Source organism: Enterobacter sp. CCUG 70166, from assembly GCF_020224095.1.
GTDB classification, from domain to species: domain Bacteria; phylum Pseudomonadota; class Gammaproteobacteria; order Enterobacterales; family Enterobacteriaceae; genus Enterobacter; species Enterobacter intestinihominis.
The window spans coordinates 12,356-28,031 of sequence record NZ_NRIQ01000053.1; the positions used below are offsets into that span (position 1 = coordinate 12,356).

The 15,676-nt window shown below is 57.0% G+C and carries 16 protein-coding genes and 1 other annotated feature; of the genes, 10 read left to right on the plus strand and 6 right to left on the minus strand.

Going from position 1 to position 15,676, the window contains the following annotated elements; all coding sequences use genetic code 11:
* The first annotated feature begins 67 nt into the window (after positions 1 to 67).
* Positions 68 to 192, plus strand: a sequence feature (Phe leader region).
* The 10 genes from pheM (at position 73) to selO (ending at position 9,416) form a co-directional block, all read left to right on the plus strand.
* Positions 73 to 117: a pheST operon leader peptide PheM gene (gene pheM, locus CKK19_RS21270; RefSeq protein WP_001386830.1), complete on the plus strand. Its 45-nt coding sequence runs from the start codon at positions 73 to 75 to the stop codon at positions 115 to 117. (Overlaps the previous feature by 45 nt.)
* 62 nt (positions 193 to 254) lie before the next feature.
* The gene (gene pheS, locus CKK19_RS21275; RefSeq protein ID WP_022647837.1) at positions 255 to 1,238 is read left to right on the plus strand and encodes a phenylalanine--tRNA ligase subunit alpha; all 984 of its coding nucleotides are present in this window, start codon (positions 255 to 257) and stop codon (positions 1,236 to 1,238) included.
* Positions 1,239 to 1,253: 15 nt separating this feature from the next.
* The gene (gene pheT, locus CKK19_RS21280) at positions 1,254 to 3,641 is read left to right on the plus strand and encodes a phenylalanine--tRNA ligase subunit beta (protein ID WP_063854326.1); all 2,388 of its coding nucleotides are present in this window, start codon (positions 1,254 to 1,256) and stop codon (positions 3,639 to 3,641) included.
* Positions 3,642 to 3,645: 4 nt separating this feature from the next.
* A complete protein-coding gene (ihfA, locus tag CKK19_RS21285; RefSeq protein ID WP_003857805.1) occupies positions 3,646 to 3,945 on the plus strand; it encodes an integration host factor subunit alpha in 300 nt (99 codons plus the stop codon).
* Between the two features lie 103 nt (positions 3,946 to 4,048).
* Positions 4,049 to 5,029, plus strand: a complete 981-nt coding sequence (gene btuC / locus CKK19_RS21290) for a vitamin B12 ABC transporter permease BtuC (RefSeq protein WP_063854327.1) — start codon at positions 4,049 to 4,051, stop codon at positions 5,027 to 5,029.
* Positions 5,030 to 5,062: 33 nt separating this feature from the next.
* On the plus strand, positions 5,063 to 5,614 hold the full coding sequence (locus tag CKK19_RS21295) for a glutathione peroxidase (protein ID WP_022647840.1): 552 nt from the start codon (positions 5,063 to 5,065) through the stop codon (positions 5,612 to 5,614).
* On the plus strand, positions 5,614 to 6,369 hold the full coding sequence (gene btuD, locus CKK19_RS21300; RefSeq protein ID WP_063854328.1) for a vitamin B12 ABC transporter ATP-binding protein BtuD: 756 nt from the start codon (positions 5,614 to 5,616) through the stop codon (positions 6,367 to 6,369). Before CKK19_RS21295 ends, btuD begins: the two co-directional genes overlap by 1 nt.
* A 72-nt stretch (positions 6,370 to 6,441) precedes the next feature.
* On the plus strand, positions 6,442 to 6,906 hold the full coding sequence (locus CKK19_RS21305; protein ID WP_015570730.1) for an NlpC/P60 family protein: 465 nt from the start codon (positions 6,442 to 6,444) through the stop codon (positions 6,904 to 6,906).
* Between the two features lie 292 nt (positions 6,907 to 7,198).
* Positions 7,199 to 7,912, plus strand: coding sequence for an EAL domain-containing protein (locus CKK19_RS21310; RefSeq protein ID WP_022647843.1), 714 nt, complete (start codon positions 7,199 to 7,201; stop codon positions 7,910 to 7,912).
* Positions 7,913 to 7,973: 61 nt separating this feature from the next.
* On the plus strand, positions 7,974 to 9,416 hold the full coding sequence (selO, locus tag CKK19_RS21315) for a protein adenylyltransferase SelO (protein WP_063854329.1): 1,443 nt from the start codon (positions 7,974 to 7,976) through the stop codon (positions 9,414 to 9,416).
* Here selO and CKK19_RS21320 read toward each other — a convergent pair.
* From CKK19_RS21320 to hemP, 6 genes are all read right to left on the minus strand, one after another.
* A complete protein-coding gene (locus CKK19_RS21320; RefSeq protein WP_063854330.1) occupies positions 9,413 to 10,192 on the minus strand; it encodes a heme ABC transporter ATP-binding protein in 780 nt (259 codons plus the stop codon). The genes selO and CKK19_RS21320 overlap by 4 nt on opposite strands.
* A complete protein-coding gene (locus CKK19_RS21325) occupies positions 10,185 to 11,177 on the minus strand; it encodes a FecCD family ABC transporter permease (protein ID WP_023299913.1) in 993 nt (330 codons plus the stop codon). Before CKK19_RS21325 ends, CKK19_RS21320 begins: the two co-directional genes overlap by 8 nt.
* Complete coding sequence (locus CKK19_RS21330; RefSeq protein WP_023299914.1) at positions 11,177 to 11,995, minus strand: heme/hemin ABC transporter substrate-binding protein; 819 nt, start codon at positions 11,993 to 11,995, stop codon at positions 11,177 to 11,179. Before CKK19_RS21330 ends, CKK19_RS21325 begins: the two co-directional genes overlap by 1 nt.
* Positions 11,992 to 13,020, minus strand: coding sequence for a hematinate-forming heme oxygenase ChuS (gene chuS / locus CKK19_RS21335; protein WP_038417025.1), 1,029 nt, complete (start codon positions 13,018 to 13,020; stop codon positions 11,992 to 11,994). The genes CKK19_RS21330 and chuS overlap by 4 nt, the downstream gene beginning before the upstream one ends.
* A 35-nt stretch (positions 13,021 to 13,055) precedes the next feature.
* On the minus strand, positions 13,056 to 15,038 hold the full coding sequence (locus CKK19_RS21340) for a TonB-dependent hemoglobin/transferrin/lactoferrin family receptor (RefSeq protein ID WP_058647201.1): 1,983 nt from the start codon (positions 15,036 to 15,038) through the stop codon (positions 13,056 to 13,058).
* Positions 15,039 to 15,114: 76 nt separating this feature from the next.
* Positions 15,115 to 15,303: a hemin uptake protein HemP gene (gene hemP, locus CKK19_RS21345; protein WP_022647850.1), complete on the minus strand. Its 189-nt coding sequence runs from the start codon at positions 15,301 to 15,303 to the stop codon at positions 15,115 to 15,117.
* Between the last annotated feature and the right edge of the window lie 373 nt (positions 15,304 to 15,676).

Sequence of the window (15,676 nt, forward strand, 5' to 3'; positions counted from 1 at the left end):
AAGATTGACATTTACCCGTCCAGGCTTTTCAATAAGGTCTTAACGGTTTTTACCCTACAAGGTAACGCAAGCATGAATGCTGCTATTTTCCGCTTCTTCTTTTACTTTAGCACCTGACTTCAGGAGGCTAGCGCGTGAAAGATGAAACGAAAAACAGCGCCAGATAAGCCTCCCGATGGAGGCTTTTTTTGTGCCTGAATTTGAGAGATTACGTCCAACAATTCGGTGTCTGCACCGACATAATGAGGAAAACCATGTCACATCTCGCAGAGCTGGTTGCCAGTGCAACGGCCGCCATTAACCAGGCCTCAGATGTTGCCGCGTTAGACAATGTCCGCGTCGAATATCTGGGCAAGAAAGGGCATCTGACCCTTCAGATGACTACCCTGCGTGAGCTGCCAGCAGAGGAGCGCCCGGCAGCAGGTGCAGTGATTAACGAAGCCAAAGAGCAGGTACAACAGGCGCTGAACGCACGTAAAGCCGAGCTGGAAAGCGCAGTACTGAATGCGCGTCTGGCGGCAGAAACGATTGACGTTTCTCTGCCGGGTCGCCGTATCGAAAACGGCGGTCTGCATCCGGTTACCCGTACTATCGATCGAATTGAAAGTTTCTTCGGTGAGCTCGGCTTTACCGTGGCGACTGGCCCGGAAATTGAAGATGACTACCACAACTTCGATGCCCTTAACATTCCTGGCCATCATCCGGCACGCGCTGACCACGACACTTTCTGGTTTGACGCCACCCGTCTGCTGCGTACTCAGACATCTGGCGTTCAGATCCGTACCATGAAGGAGCAGGCTCCACCGATCCGCATCATCGCGCCGGGTCGCGTATACCGTAACGACTACGATCAGACCCACACCCCAATGTTCCACCAGATGGAAGGTCTGATTGTTGATAAAAACATCAGCTTCACCAACCTGAAAGGCACACTGCACGATTTCCTGAACAACTTCTTTGAGGAAGATTTGCAGGTTCGTTTCCGTCCGTCCTACTTCCCGTTCACTGAACCTTCTGCGGAAGTTGACGTGATGGGTAAAAACGGTAAATGGCTGGAAGTGCTGGGCTGCGGCATGGTACATCCAAACGTACTGCGCAACGTAGGTATCGATCCGGAAGTATACTCCGGCTTTGCGTTCGGTATGGGCATGGAGCGTCTTACCATGCTGCGCTACGGCGTAACCGACTTACGTGCGTTCTTCGAAAACGATCTGCGTTTCCTCAAACAGTTTAAATAAGGGCAGGAAAGAACAATGAAATTCAGTGAACTGTGGTTACGCGAATGGGTTAATACCACGCTGGACAGCGACGCGCTTTCTAACCAGATCACCATGGCGGGTCTGGAAGTTGATGGCGTGGATCCTGTTTCTGGCGCCTTTACCGGCGTCGTGGTAGGTGAAGTGGTTGAGTGTGGTCAGCACCCTAACGCCGACAAACTGCGCGTAACAAAAGTCAATGTGGGCGGTGACCGTCTGCTGGATATCGTCTGTGGTGCGCCAAACTGCCGACAGGGCCTGAGGGTAGCCGTGGCGACCGTCGGCGCGGTACTGCCGGGCGATTTCAAAATCAAAGCGGCTAAGCTGCGCGGTGAGCCGTCTGAAGGCATGCTGTGCTCCTTCTCTGAGCTGGGCATTTCCGACGATCACTCCGGGATTATCGAGCTGCCGCAGGATGCACCAGTGGGTACCGATATCCGCGAATACCTGAAGCTTGATGACAACACCATCGAAATCAGCGTGACGCCAAACCGTGCCGACTGCTTAGGTATCATCGGTGTAGCCCGCGACGTGGCCGTTCTGAACCAGACCGAACTGAACGAGCCGGAGATCACTCCGGTTGAGGCAGCCATCAGTGACGTGCTGCCGATTCAGGTAGACGCGCCTGAGGCCTGCCCACGCTACCTCGGTCGTGTGGTGAAAGGTATTAACGTTAAAGCGCCAACCCCGCTGTGGATGAAAGAGAAACTGCGTCGCTGCGGTATCCGTTCTATCGACGCCGTGGTTGACGTCACCAACTATGTTCTGCTGGAGCTGGGCCAGCCAATGCACGCCTTTGATAAAGATCGTATCGAAGGTGGGATCGTCGTGCGCATGGCGAAAGAGGGCGAAACCCTGGTTCTGCTGGACGGCAGCGAAGCGAAACTGAACGCCGACACCCTGGTGATTGCCGATCACAACAAAGCGCTGGCGATGGGCGGTATCTTCGGCGGCGAGCACTCTGGCGTTAACGACGAGACGCAAAACGTCCTGCTGGAATGCGCGTTCTTCAGCCCGCTCTCCATCACCGGCCGCGCACGCCGTCACGGTCTGCACACTGACGCTTCTCACCGCTATGAGCGTGGCGTGGATCCTGCGCTGCAATACAAAGCGATGGAGCGTGCGACTCGCCTGCTGATCGATATCTGCGGCGGTGAAGCGGGTCCGGTAATTGATGTGACCAACGAAGCGACACTGCCGAAGCGTGCGACCATTACCCTGCGCCGCAGCAAGCTGGATCGCCTGATTGGTCACCACGTTGCCGATGCGCAGGTGACCGACATTCTGACGCGTCTGGGCTGCGAAGTCACTGAAGGTCAGGACGAGTGGAAAGCCGTTGCACCATCCTGGCGTTTCGACATGGAGATCGAAGAAGATCTGGTGGAAGAAGTGGCCCGCGTTTACGGCTACAACAATATCCCTGACGAGCCGGTGCAGGCGGGTCTGGTGATGGGCAGCCATCGCGAAGCCGATCTGTCACTGAAGCGTGTGAAAACCATGCTGAACGACAAAGGCTACCAGGAAGTGATCACCTACAGCTTCGTTGATCCTAAGCTGCAACAGCTGATCCACCCGGGTCAGGAAGCCCTGATCCTGCCAAGCCCGATCTCCAGCGAGATGTCAGCGATGCGACTGTCCCTGTGGACGGGACTGCTGGGTACTATCGTTTATAACCAGAACCGTCAGCAGAACCGCGTGCGTATTTTCGAAAGCGGTTTGCGCTTTGTACCGGATACTCAGGCCAATTTAGGCATCCGTCAGGATCTCATGCTGGCTGGCGCCATCAGCGGTAACCGCTATGAAGAGCACTGGGACCTGGCAAAAGGGACGGTTGATTTCTACGATATGAAGGGCGATCTGGAAGCGATTCTCGATCTGACCGGTAAATTATCCGAAATTGAATTCCGCGCAGAAGCGATTCCAGCCCTGCATCCGGGCCAGAGTGCGGCGATCTATTTAGACGGCAAACGTGTTGGTTTTATTGGGGTTGTTCACCCGGAGCTGGAACGTAAGCTGGATCTGAATGGCCGTACCATCGTATTCGAGCTGGAGTGGAACCCGGTTGCAGACCGCGTCATTCCTCAGGCAAAGGACGTCTCACGCTTCCCGGCAAACCGCCGTGATATCGCGGTTGTGGTCGCTGAAAATGTGCCCGCAGCAGATATTTTGGCCGAATGTAAGAAAGTTGGCGTAAATCAGGTAGTTGGCGTAAACTTATTTGACGTGTACCGCGGCAAGGGCGTAGCAGAAGGTTTCAAGAGCCTCGCTATTAGCCTTATCCTTCAGGATACCAGCCGTACACTCGAAGAAGAGGAGATTGCCGCTACCGTCGCCAAATGTGTAGAGGCATTAAAAGAGCGATTCCAGGCATCATTGAGGGATTGAACCTATGGCGCTTACAAAAGCTGAAATGTCAGAATATCTGTTTGATAAGCTTGGGCTTAGCAAACGGGATGCCAAAGAGCTGGTAGAGCTGTTTTTCGAAGAGATCCGTCGTGCTCTGGAAAATGGTGAGCAGGTTAAACTCTCCGGCTTTGGCAATTTTGATTTGCGAGACAAAAACCAACGTCCGGGCCGTAACCCGAAGACGGGGGAAGATATTCCCATTACAGCCCGCCGCGTGGTGACCTTCAGACCCGGACAGAAGTTAAAAAGCCGTGTCGAAAACGCAACGCCCAAAGCAGAGTAATATGAACTAACTAAAAAGGCCGCTCACGCGGCCTTTTTTCTTTGCGCTATTTGCTAAACCCGCCGTAAAATCAATGATATCTCAACCGGATAACCTATCGTCTATGCTTGATCTTGCCCGTCTTCAGCACCGCTCCGATCTCCGCCGCCTGTGTCTGCTCGGGGTGCTGATGATTGTCGCCACCACCGTCAGCCTGTGTGCGGGCGATCGGTGGCTGGGACCGGAAAGCTGGTTTACGCCTGAGGGACAGCTCTTTGTCTGGCAGATCCGCCTGCCACGGACGCTGGCTGTGCTTTTAGTCGGCGCTGCGCTGGCGCTGTGCGGCACGATCATGCAGGCATTATTTGAAAACCCTCTGGCGGAACCCGGACTTCTCGGGGTGTCGAATGGCGCAGGCGTCGGGCTTATCGCCGCCGTGATGCTGGGGGGAGGCGAGCTCTCCGCCTGGGGGATTAGCCTCAGCGCCATCCTTGGCGCGCTGTTGATAACCCTTATCCTTCTGCGCTTTGCTCGTCGCCATTTATCCACCAGCCGGCTGCTGCTTGCCGGGGTAGCGTTGGGGATCATCTGTAGCGCGCTGATGACATGGGCCGTCTACTTCTCCACCTCTTTCGATCTGCGCCAGTTAATGTACTGGATGATGGGGGGATTTGGTGGCGTTGACTGGCGTCAGGGGTGGCTGATGGTGCTCCTGATCCCGGTCATCCTGTGGACGGCGTTCCAGGCGCAGCCGCTTAATATTCTCGCGCTGGGCGAAATGTCTGCTCGCCAGCTCGGGATGCCGATTGGCTTCTGGCGCAACGTGCTGGTTATCGCTATCGGCTGGATGGTGGGCGTAAGCGTGGCGCTGGCGGGGGCGATTGGCTTTATTGGGCTGGTGATCCCGCATATGCTGCGCCTGTGCGGTATTACGGACCACCGAACCCTGCTTCCTGCCTCGGCGGTTGCCGGGGCGGCAACGCTGCTGATTGCCGATATTATCGCCCGGCTTGCGCTGACGGCCGCTGAGTTGCCGATAGGCGTGGTGACCGCAACGCTGGGCGCACCGGTCTTTATCTGGCTACTATTAAAAGCTGGACGTTAAAACACAACCTGTAAGTCAACCTGAGGGAATGCTATGCAGTCTGATATTCTGAATACCGAAGTGACTACCATTGACGGCGAGAAAACCACGCTGGAAGGCTACAAGGGCAAGGTACTGCTCATCGTGAACGTGGCATCGAAATGTGGCCTTACGCCGCAGTATGAACAGCTGGAAAACATTCATAAAGCCTGGGAAAAAGACGGCTTTACCGTACTCGGCTTCCCGTGCAACCAGTTCCTGGGCCAGGAGCCGGGCAGCGAAGAGGAGATTAAGACCTTTTGCAGCACAACCTATGGTGTGACGTTCCCGATGTTCAGCAAAATTGATGTGAACGGGGACAATCGTCATCCGCTGTATGCCAAACTGGTGGCTGCGGCGCCGACCGCCGTTGCGCCTGAAGAGAGTGGTTTCTATGAGCGTATGGCGAGCAAAGGTCGCGCGCCGCTCTATCCGGACGATATTCTGTGGAACTTCGAAAAATTCCTGATTGGCCGTGACGGTCAGGTCGTGCAGCGTTTCTCGCCTGACATGACGCCTGAAGATCCTATCGTGATGGAATCAATCAAACTGGCGCTGGCGAAATAATGACGCTGCTGATGCAGCTCACAGGCGTTGCCGGGAAGGGACGTCTTGAGCCTGTTACCGCCGCAGTCAACGCAGGTGAAATCCTTCACCTGGTTGGGCCTAACGGCGCCGGAAAAAGCACGCTGCTGGCGCGCATGGCGGGGCTGACCCGCGGGGAAGGGGAGATTACCTTTCTCGGGCAATCGCTCGTCAACTGGCTACCCTCTACACTTGCCTCCCGTCGAAGCTATCTGGTTCAGCAGCAGGTTCCGCCCTTTGCAATGCCCGTCTGGCACTACCTGACGCTGCACCTGCCTGATAAAAATCAGGTAGCATTGCTCCATGACGTTGCTGCGGTGCTCGGGTTAGACGATAAGCTCACCCGACAGGCCAGCCAGCTTTCCGGTGGCGAATGGCAGCGCGTGCGTCTGGCCGCCGTCATCCTTCAGGTTCATCCGGTGGGAAATCCTCACGGGCGGTTGCTGCTGCTGGACGAGCCGATGAGCGGATTGGACGTTGCCCAGCAGGCAGCGCTGGATACTCTGCTCAGCGCGCTGTGTCGCAAGGGCATCGCCATTGTGATGAGCAGCCATGATTTAAACCATACGTTGCGCCACGCGCATCGGGTGTGGTTGCTGGCGCGTGGCAAACTGATTGCCAGCGGAACGCGCGACAGCGTGCTGACGGCCCCCAATCTTGCGAGTGCTTACCACATGTCGTTCCGGAGGCTGGATATTGAAGGCCACAAGATGCTCATTTCCACGGCGCAGGAATAACCTTTCTTGCACAGCCGCATAGATGCACGCTAAATTACCGAAAGAACAAAAAAAGCAGAGGATTCGTCTGAAATGCGATTCTGGTTTCTCCTTGTTGCGGCGCTATTTCTTGCAGGATGCAGTAGCCATCGTGCACCTCCGCCTAACCCACGGCTTTCTGACTCCATTACGGTCATTGCCAGCCTGAACGATCAGCTCAGCAACTGGCGCGGCACCCCTTATCGCTACGGCGGGATGAGCCGGGGCGGGGTGGATTGCTCGGGATTTGTGCTGATGACTTTCCGCGATAAATTTGACCTACAGCTTCCGCGTGAAACGCGTATGCAGGCGAAAATCGGCACTGAAATTGATAAAGACGAGCTCCTGCCCGGCGATCTGGTCTTTTTTAAAACAGGTTCCGGTGAAAGCGGCCTTCATGTCGGCATTTATGACACCGATAATCAGTTCATTCATGCCTCGACCAGCCGCGGCGTGATGCGCTCCTCTCTCGATAATGTTTACTGGCGTAAAAATTTCTGGCAGGCCAGGCGTATTTAACCGCTGCATAAAGATGCAGTGCGGAGGGCCTGGCGGTGAAAATAGACGTCAGGCTTTTCTTGCGGGTGGATTAAAGTAAAATTTTTGCCCACTTATTTTTGTCAGCATGTGCCTGTTTTATCTAAAACTGGCTATTATTCAATAACCAGGATAAGATTATTTTAGATTCAGGGAAAAATCTGAAAATTAATACGGAAAGAATGAAATTAATCTTATTAAAATCAAGACAGTGGAATTGTGCCTGCAATTGCTCCAGGATGTTCTCTCTCATCTTTAATGCAGGACAAGGGCGATGATTATTACGCTAGATAATGCTTACCAGTCTGAACTTTTACTCCTTCCGGCGCGTGATAGTGCAGGTTTGCTTAAAGGTTTAGAGATTTTGGTTAACTTTACTGGCGTGGGTACGGACGTACGAATCCCGACTGAACTGGTTATCCCTCATCTTTCTCAGGAAGATGAATTAGTGCTGTTTCAGGAAAAACTGCAATTACTCGATACCTGTAAGCTATTTTTTATTCAGCATCAGTTAATTGCATGGATCAATATTACACCTGCAATTGTTGAGTTTTTATTAACTAATGAGAACGCTGTTTCAATCCTTGATCGTTATCCGTTTCTTGAGTTTACTGTTAATGAGAACTATCCAGGTTTAAATAACGGGAAAGACGATCTGACGCTTGCAAGAATGGCGATCCATTTCCCCTTAGTGCTGGCTAACTTTGGTGCAGGGGCTGCATCCCTTAAACCGGTGTATGATGGTCTGTTCAAACGGGTGATTCTGGATAAAAACTTTATTCATCAGCGCGTCTCGGCGCTCTCTTTCGAGCCATTTATGCGCGCCATCCTCTGGCAGATCGCGCCGCATTGTCAGTCGGTCATGGTCTCGGGAATTGACGATCACGGCATCTTACAACGCGTGCTGCCCTTCAATTTTGGCGCAATGCAGGGAACCCTGTGGCCTGCCGTCCCGGCAGAACGCGTAACGACCCTCGTTCAGCAATAACCCCTTTCTTCGCCCGTGTTTACGTCAAGGGAAACCCTCTACACTTAAAGCAGGAGGACTTATGAACCTGTCTTTTACTGCTCACTGGCACGATGAATTACCCGGCTTTTACACCGCGCTTAAGCCCACGCCTTTACAGAACGCGCGTCTTATCTGGCATAACGATGCATTAGCGGATTCGCTTGGCATCCCTTCGACATTTTTTCAGCCAGAAAAGGGCGCCGGTGTCTGGGGCGGCGAAACGCTGCTTCCGGGCATGAAGCCTCTGGCTCAGGTCTACAGCGGACATCAGTTTGGCGTCTGGGCGGGACAGCTCGGCGATGGTCGCGGCATCCTGCTGGGTGAACAGGTTCTGCCGAATGGCGAAACGCTCGACTGGCACCTGAAAGGGGCAGGGTTAACACCGTACTCACGCATGGGGGATGGCCGCGCGGTGCTGCGTTCAACCATTCGTGAAAGTCTGGCTTCCGAGGCGATGCATGCACTGGGGATCCCCACCTCACGCGCGCTGTCCATTGTCACCAGCGACACGCCGGTGGCCCGCGAGACGATAGAGCAGGGGGCGATGCTGATCCGCGTGGCGGAAAGCCATCTGCGTTTCGGCCATTTTGAACACTTCTACTATCACCGCGAGCCGGATAAAGTCCGCCAGCTTGCCGATTACGCCCTTCGACGTCACTGGCCGCACCTGCAAAACGAACCGGACCGCTATGTTCTCTGGTTCCGTGATATTGTCGCGCGCACCGCCTCAATGATTGCCCGCTGGCAGGCCGTCGGCTTTGCCCACGGGGTGATGAATACCGACAACATGTCCCTGTTAGGGCTGACGTTTGACTACGGTCCGTACGGCTTCCTTGATGACTATCAACCGGGTTACATCTGTAACCATTCGGACTATCAGGGGCGTTACCGTTTCGACAACCAGCCTGCGGTGGGGCTGTGGAACCTTCAGCGGCTTGCGCAAAGCCTGTCGCCGTTTATCGACGTCGATGCCCTGAACGATGCGCTCGACACCTATCAGGAGGTCTTGCTGCGGGAATATGGTGTGTTAATGCGCAACAAGCTGGGGCTGATGACGCAGGAAAAAGGCGATAACGCGCTGCTGAATGGGCTGTTTGCCATCATGGCGCGTGAAGGCAGCGACTATACCCGAACCTTCCGTATGCTGAGCCAGACTGCGCAGCAGAGCGCCACTTCACCGCTGCGTGACGAGTTCATCGATCGACAGGCGTTTGATGACTGGTTTGCCACTTACCGGGCGCGTTTACAGCAGGAACAGATTGATGACGATACCCGCCAGGCGCGGATGAAGGCGGTTAACCCGGCGATGGTGTTGCGCAACTGGCTGGCGCAGCGGGCTATTGAGCAGGCAGAGCAGGGGGATTATGCCGAGCTGCATCGGCTGCATATCGCCCTGCGCACGCCGTTTGCCGACCGGGAGGATGACTATGTCAGCCGCCCGCCGGACTGGGGCAAGCGACTGGAAGTGAGCTGCTCAAGCTAAGGGGCGAGAAAAACCTGCGGCGCGGCGTGCGCCGGATGTCTGCCGACGTGCACCTGCGCACCGTACCAGCGCGCCAGCGCGTCGGCCTGCAATACCGTCTCCGGTATGCCCTGAGAAACAATCCTGCCGTTGTGTAACAGCAGGATCCGGTCCGACCATAACGCGGCGAGATTAAGATCGTGCAGCACCACGCAGACGTGAAGATGACCCAGCCGGGTCAGCGATTTCAACAGGCGCAGCAGATGCTGCTGGTGGTAGAGATCCAGCGCTGAAGTGGGTTCGTCGAGAAACAGCCAGCCGCGCGGCGTTCCCTCACGCCACAGCTGCGCCAGCGCGCGGGCGAGCTGGATGCGCTGCTGCTCGCCACCCGAGAGGGAATGGTAACGTCTGCCAGCCAGCGGCAGGCAACCGGCCAGCTGCATCACCTCACGCACAATCGTCGGTTCAGGTTGACGCGACCAGGGAGCACGCCCCATTCCAACGATCTCCTCCACCAGCCAGTCAAATCCAGGCTGAGTATGCTGACGCATCACTGCCCGATAGCGGGACAGCGTCTCCGGGTGCCATTCATCCAGCGCTTTCCCCGCCAGCGAACAGCCGCCGCTGTCGGGTTTCAGGTAGCCGGTCAGCAGTCGCAGCAGCGTGGATTTCCCCGCGCCGTTGGGACCGATCAATGTAACCAGCTCTCCCTTCGACAGTGTCAGCGAAACGTTATCTGTCAGCGTGCGGCCAGACCGGGTAAAAGTCAGATTTTCAGCCGTATAACGTTCAGCCATGCTGTTCTCCACGACGAAAAATGAGCCATAAGAACCAGGGGGCGCCAAGGATGCTGGTGAGCAACCCGACCGGCATTTCTGCCGGGGCGACCAGAGTGCGGGCTACCGTATCCGCCACCAGCAGCAGAAAAGCGCCCGCGAGAACCGTGCCGGGGAGGGTTGCCCGGTGATCGGCGCCCAGCCACATGCGCATCAGGTGCGGCACCACAAGTCCGACAAAGCCAATCACGCCGCTGACGGCGACAGCCGCAGCGACCAGCAGAGCGCTGCATAACAGTAATATTCGCTGTACAAGGGCAACGTCCACGCCGAGGTAATGCGCTTCCTCTTCACCCAGTTGCAGTAAATTTAACGCGCTGGCACAACGCCAGATCGCCAGAGCGGCAGGCACCATCAGCGAGATCACGGCGAGCAGCGTTGACCACTGCGCCTGACCGAGACTTCCCATTCCCCAGAGTGAAAGCTGACGCAACTGGGCGTCATTGCTGACCCACGAAAGCACACCCACTGCCGCACCGCACAGGGCATTGATGGCTATACCCACCAGCAACAGACGTGACAGAGAGGTGTCACGCTGCTTGCTGAGCAGGAAGATCACGCCTGTGGCTGCCAGCGCCCCAAAAAATGCCGCCAGCATCGGGGCATAAAGCATCACCAGCGCGGGCAGCGAGAGCGGGAGCACCACCCACAGGGCGACGGCCAGCGCCGCACCGCTGCTGATCCCGAGCAGGCCCGGGTCGGCCAGCGGATTGCGGAACAGCCCCTGCATGACGCAGCCGGCGAGCGCCAGCGACCCGCCAATCACCAGCGCCAGCAGCACGCGGGGCAGACGGATGGTGAGCCAGATCTGGCGTAGCGTCTCATCGCTGCCGCTCCACAGCACGTTCACCGGCAGGCGTAACGCCCCAAAACCGGTAGCCATGAACGTCATGACGGTAAGCAACCCCGCCAGAAGCCATAACGATAACGTGATGCGCCGGGACATCAGGGCAGTTGCTCCGCTCTGGCACGCAACTGTTGTATGGCTTTCGGCGTGCGGACGCTGAAGCCCAGCAGGGCCATGTCATCAATAGCCAGCACCTGCTTGCTTCGCCCCGCTGGCGTTTGCGCCAGACCGGGCAGTTTCCACAGATTTTGTTCGCCGCCCAGCGCGTTAAGGCCGTCCTGCGAAATCACCACCAGATCCGGCTGGCTGGCCATTACCCCCTCCTGGGAGAGCGGCTGATAGCGGGTAAAGCCCTGCATGGCGTTCTGCAACCCGGCGGCGCGTATTGCCGCATCCGCGCCGGTCTGTTGCCCGGCCGCCATTGCGGTCATTCCGCCGTGGCTGAGGATAAACAGCACCCGCTTGTTGAGCGGTGTTGAGGGCAGAGCCGCCAGCGCCTGACGCAGCGAGTTGCGCAGGGTTTCCCCTTGCACCTCATGATGCGTCGCCTGAGCTATCACCCGCACTTTTTCGTCAATCGTGCGCAGGTCAGGCGTGCCGGGAACGGTAACCACCCGGACGTGGCTCTGTTCAACCTGTTTCAGCGCCAGAGAGGGTTGCGCCTGGTCGCTTGCCAGCACCAGCGTCGGGCGTACGGACAGAATTCCCTCCGCATTCAGCTGGCGGAGATACCCCACGTCAGGCAGCGCGTTTGTCACCTGCGGCCACTGGCTGGTACTGTCGCGCGCAACCAGAGAAGACTCCGCGCCGAGGGCGTAGACGATCTCCGTCACGTCGCCGCCGAGGGCGACAATTCTCTCCGGCGCGGCGACGGCGACCAGCGGCAGGGCGCAGAGCAGGGCAAACCAGTTTTTCATGCGGCCAGCCCTTCTGGCGTCAGAGCGTCAATCTGGCGGCGCCACTGGCTCTGCTCCGGCTCGCCTTCGGTACGCTGCCCGTAGAGCTGGGCGATCTGAGTTCCATCCGCAGCAAACAGCTCCAGGCTGGTAACGTGTCCGTCTGCCGTGGGCTTACGCGTAACCCACGTCTCCGCGATAGTCTCCTCCAGCAGATGCAGGGTAAAGGTTGGGTTGAAGATGTTCAGCCAGCCCTTCATGGGCGTCAGTTTTTCCACCACACCGGTGAAGATCTGCACGCAACCGCGGTTGCCGACGAAGATCATGATTTCGTTTCCGTCCTGTTGCGCCCTCTCCAGCAGTTGTGCCAGCGCGCTGTTATCCACCTTACAGGCCAGATCGTCACTCACCAGACGAAACGCCTGCTGGCGGCTCAGGTTATGGCGCTTCAATAAGCTAAAGAATTGATGCACGTCGGTCATGGCGCGCCACTCTTTCTCCACCGAGCCTGCATCTGCACCGTCGGAATGCGCGGGGGCTTCGACAGCCTTCAGCGCCAGAGCGGGGTTATCGGCAATGATAAAACGGGTCAGGACGTCGCCCCAGGCGGCAACGTCGGTGTGATCCGTGGTGTAGACCTTCAGTAAAGCGTCGCCCTGATGATCGAAGAACTGAATGCTCTGACGTTCGCCGCGGGAGGTCGTTTCGCTAATGTGAAACGCGCTCGCCCACTGGTTGAGGAACAAACGCAGATCCAGCGCGCGCGGATTCAGCACCAGCCCGGCATGACCGCCGAGGTGCTGGTGAGTAAACGCTCCAACCTGTTCGTGAACGGCGTATTCGTTACGGCAGATGCATTTGGTTTCCCCCACGGACTCCAGCGCTGCCAGAATCTCGCGGATTTCACCGCGCAGCCGCCAGGCGTCGTGTCCAACGCGCGCAAATGCCAGCTCTGCTTCGCTGATGTGCATTAATCCGGCGATATCACGGGCGTACTTACCCGGATGTTCTTCTTTAAGCTCAAGCCAGCGTGTGTAGTGACCCATAATCTTATCCTTCTGAATCGTTGCCCCGAAGGGAATTACCATTGATAACTGACGAAGATCTTGCCGTTGCGGCCATCCTGCGGGATGCCCTGCGGTGACCAGTAGGCTTTGTCGAAGGCGTTCCCCAGCACGAGGGTGGTGGTGATGCCTTTGAACTGCTGCTGGCCTTTATAACTGACGTAGAAATCATTTACTGCGTAGCCAGGCTGCTCGCTGTAGCTGCTGCTGATGTGCGTTGAACGTTCGACGAAGGTGCCGATCCAGCCCACGGAGAAGCCGCTTTGCGCCACCGGTATATCCAGCTTGCTGGTGACGGTGTCCGGGTTGATGCTGGAGATATATTCACCCGTGTCGGTATCTTTCCCGCGCGTGCGGTTGTAGGCCACGTCGAGGTTGAACAGGCTGGTCGAGTAGGTCGCCATCATGTCCCAGCCCCAGATTTTGGCATTTGGTACGTTATAGGACATGGTAGTGGCCGCCGCAAAATCGACGGTGGTAGAGATGTAATCTTTCGCTTTGGTGTCGAAGTAGCTGGCTTTGAACTCCAGCGCGTCGTTGGCGAGTAGCAGATCGTCAAAACGCAGCCCAAAACCGAACTCCTGGGTTTCGTTGGTCTCCGGACGCAGGTTCGGGTTCGGCACCCAGTAGTTAGTGTAGAAGCTGCCGATAGAGAAGTGCTTTGAGTCGTTATACATCTCGCCCATCGTTGGCGCGCGGAAGGCCTGGGCGTAAGAGCCGAAGAGCATCAGCCAGTCGGTTGGACTCACGGTTAACCCGGCGCGTGATGACCATTTATCCGCATCCACGTCGTCGTAACCGTCGCTGCTGCCGCGGTAGTTGTCGTAACGCGTCCCGCCGAGAAGCGTTACCGGCAGGTCGCGCAGGGTGATCTCATCCTGCAACCAGCCGGAGCTGAAGTCGATTTTAGCGTCCGGGAAGCCGGTGGTCGCGCCGCCAGGGTGTTGCTCCTGACGGTAGTATTCCCCGCCGTAGGTCAGCAGGTGCGAGGCGAAGGAGTCGCTGAACAGGCGGGTGCGGTTTTCCACTTTGCCGCCTTTGGTGGTCTGCTTACGGAACTCGCCGCTGGCGTCGATGTTCTGGGCGTTGATCCGCGCTTCGGACCAGTAAATTTTCGCATCGGCGTTCAGCCAGTCGTTTCCGGCTGGCGCAATGCGGTAGCCAAGCTGGGCATCGCGCTGAATGGTGGAACGATCGGTCATCGGGTTACTGCTGCTGGCATCCGTGGTCTGCGGATTTTTCGGCTCCTGCGCGTCGTTGTTGTAGTAGCGCAGGGAGCCGCTCAGCGTCTGAGCCGGATCAATTTTCCAGCTGCCTTTCGCCAGCATATTGTTGATGGATTCGTCGTTTGGCGCCCTCGCGCCGTCACTCTGGCGAATGTCGCCGCGATCGCGACTGGACCAGGAGACCACACCGTCCAGGGTATCGGTGCGGCCATAGGCGCTGGCGCCCATCCCGATGCTGTGATCGCCTGTTGCACCGGTAGCAAATACGCGATAGCCGCTATTTTTACCTGCGTCCAGCAGATCGCTGGCGTCGACGGTGTCATATGAAATTACGCCGCCCAGCGCGCCGCTGCCGTACAGCAAGGCGGAAGGGCCACGTACCACTTCGATACGTTTGATCAGCGCCGGATCGAGGAACGTGCTGTTCAGGTGTCCGGTATCGGTGCCCTGGCGTACGCCATCCACCAGCACCAGCACGCCACGTCGGTCGTAACCGCGCAGGTTAACGTCCTGACCGTTGGTGCGCCCGGTGCCGTCCAGCGTCAGGCCGGGCACCTTGCGCAGCAGGTCGGCGGCGGAGCTGGCGGTCTGGTTTTCCGGCGCGGTGGCGTCAATCACGCTTACCATCATGGGGGCTTCGAAGGCGCTGCGGGCGTTGCCGGTGGCGGTAACGGTGATATCGTCTGTGGCGGCAAACGCAACGCCCGGCAGGGTGCTGACAATTGCCAGCGCCAGAAGAGACGGGCGTAAAGACGCGGATTGCAGGTGTGGCATAGCAACTCTCCATAAGAATTGAAAAGCGCTGGCTGCCTGGGGATCACCTGGGTGGCTGGCGAATGTGTTGTCTGGATTATTTAGTCAGGATCAGTTTTCCGGCATTGGTCTGGCGCAGCAGGTAGTGCTGGCCGTCATGCTCGATAATGACCCGTCCCTCCTCACCCAACAGGCTTTTGCTGTCGATTCGGCGATCTGTGGGAGCAGGGGACGGCGCTGTGTGTGTTTTTACTGGTGTTGCTGCGCTGTTATCGGTCGGTGACATAATGTTTATAAATAACAATCAATGTAACAATGATAATCATTATCAATAAACTGCAAATTCACGGCAAGCGTTTTTATGAAAATTGTGTGACGGGATCAAATTTGGGGGAGAGGTGCGGTCTGATGCCCTCACCCCGACCCTCTCCCATGGGGCTGAGGGTTCCCCACAAATTAATGCGAGCACTGAGCAATCCCCTCGCCCCTCCGGGGAGAGGGTTAGGGTGAGGGGAACATACGGCGGTGGTGGTCATTCCGTTCACTTTATGTTCCTTGCTACTCTGTAACGACATGACCGGTGAACGTGCCAGGGTGGCTCAGTCGCCACCACCCTGGCAACCCGGGCTCCCGGCGGTAAATCGCCGCTTCGCGGTGCC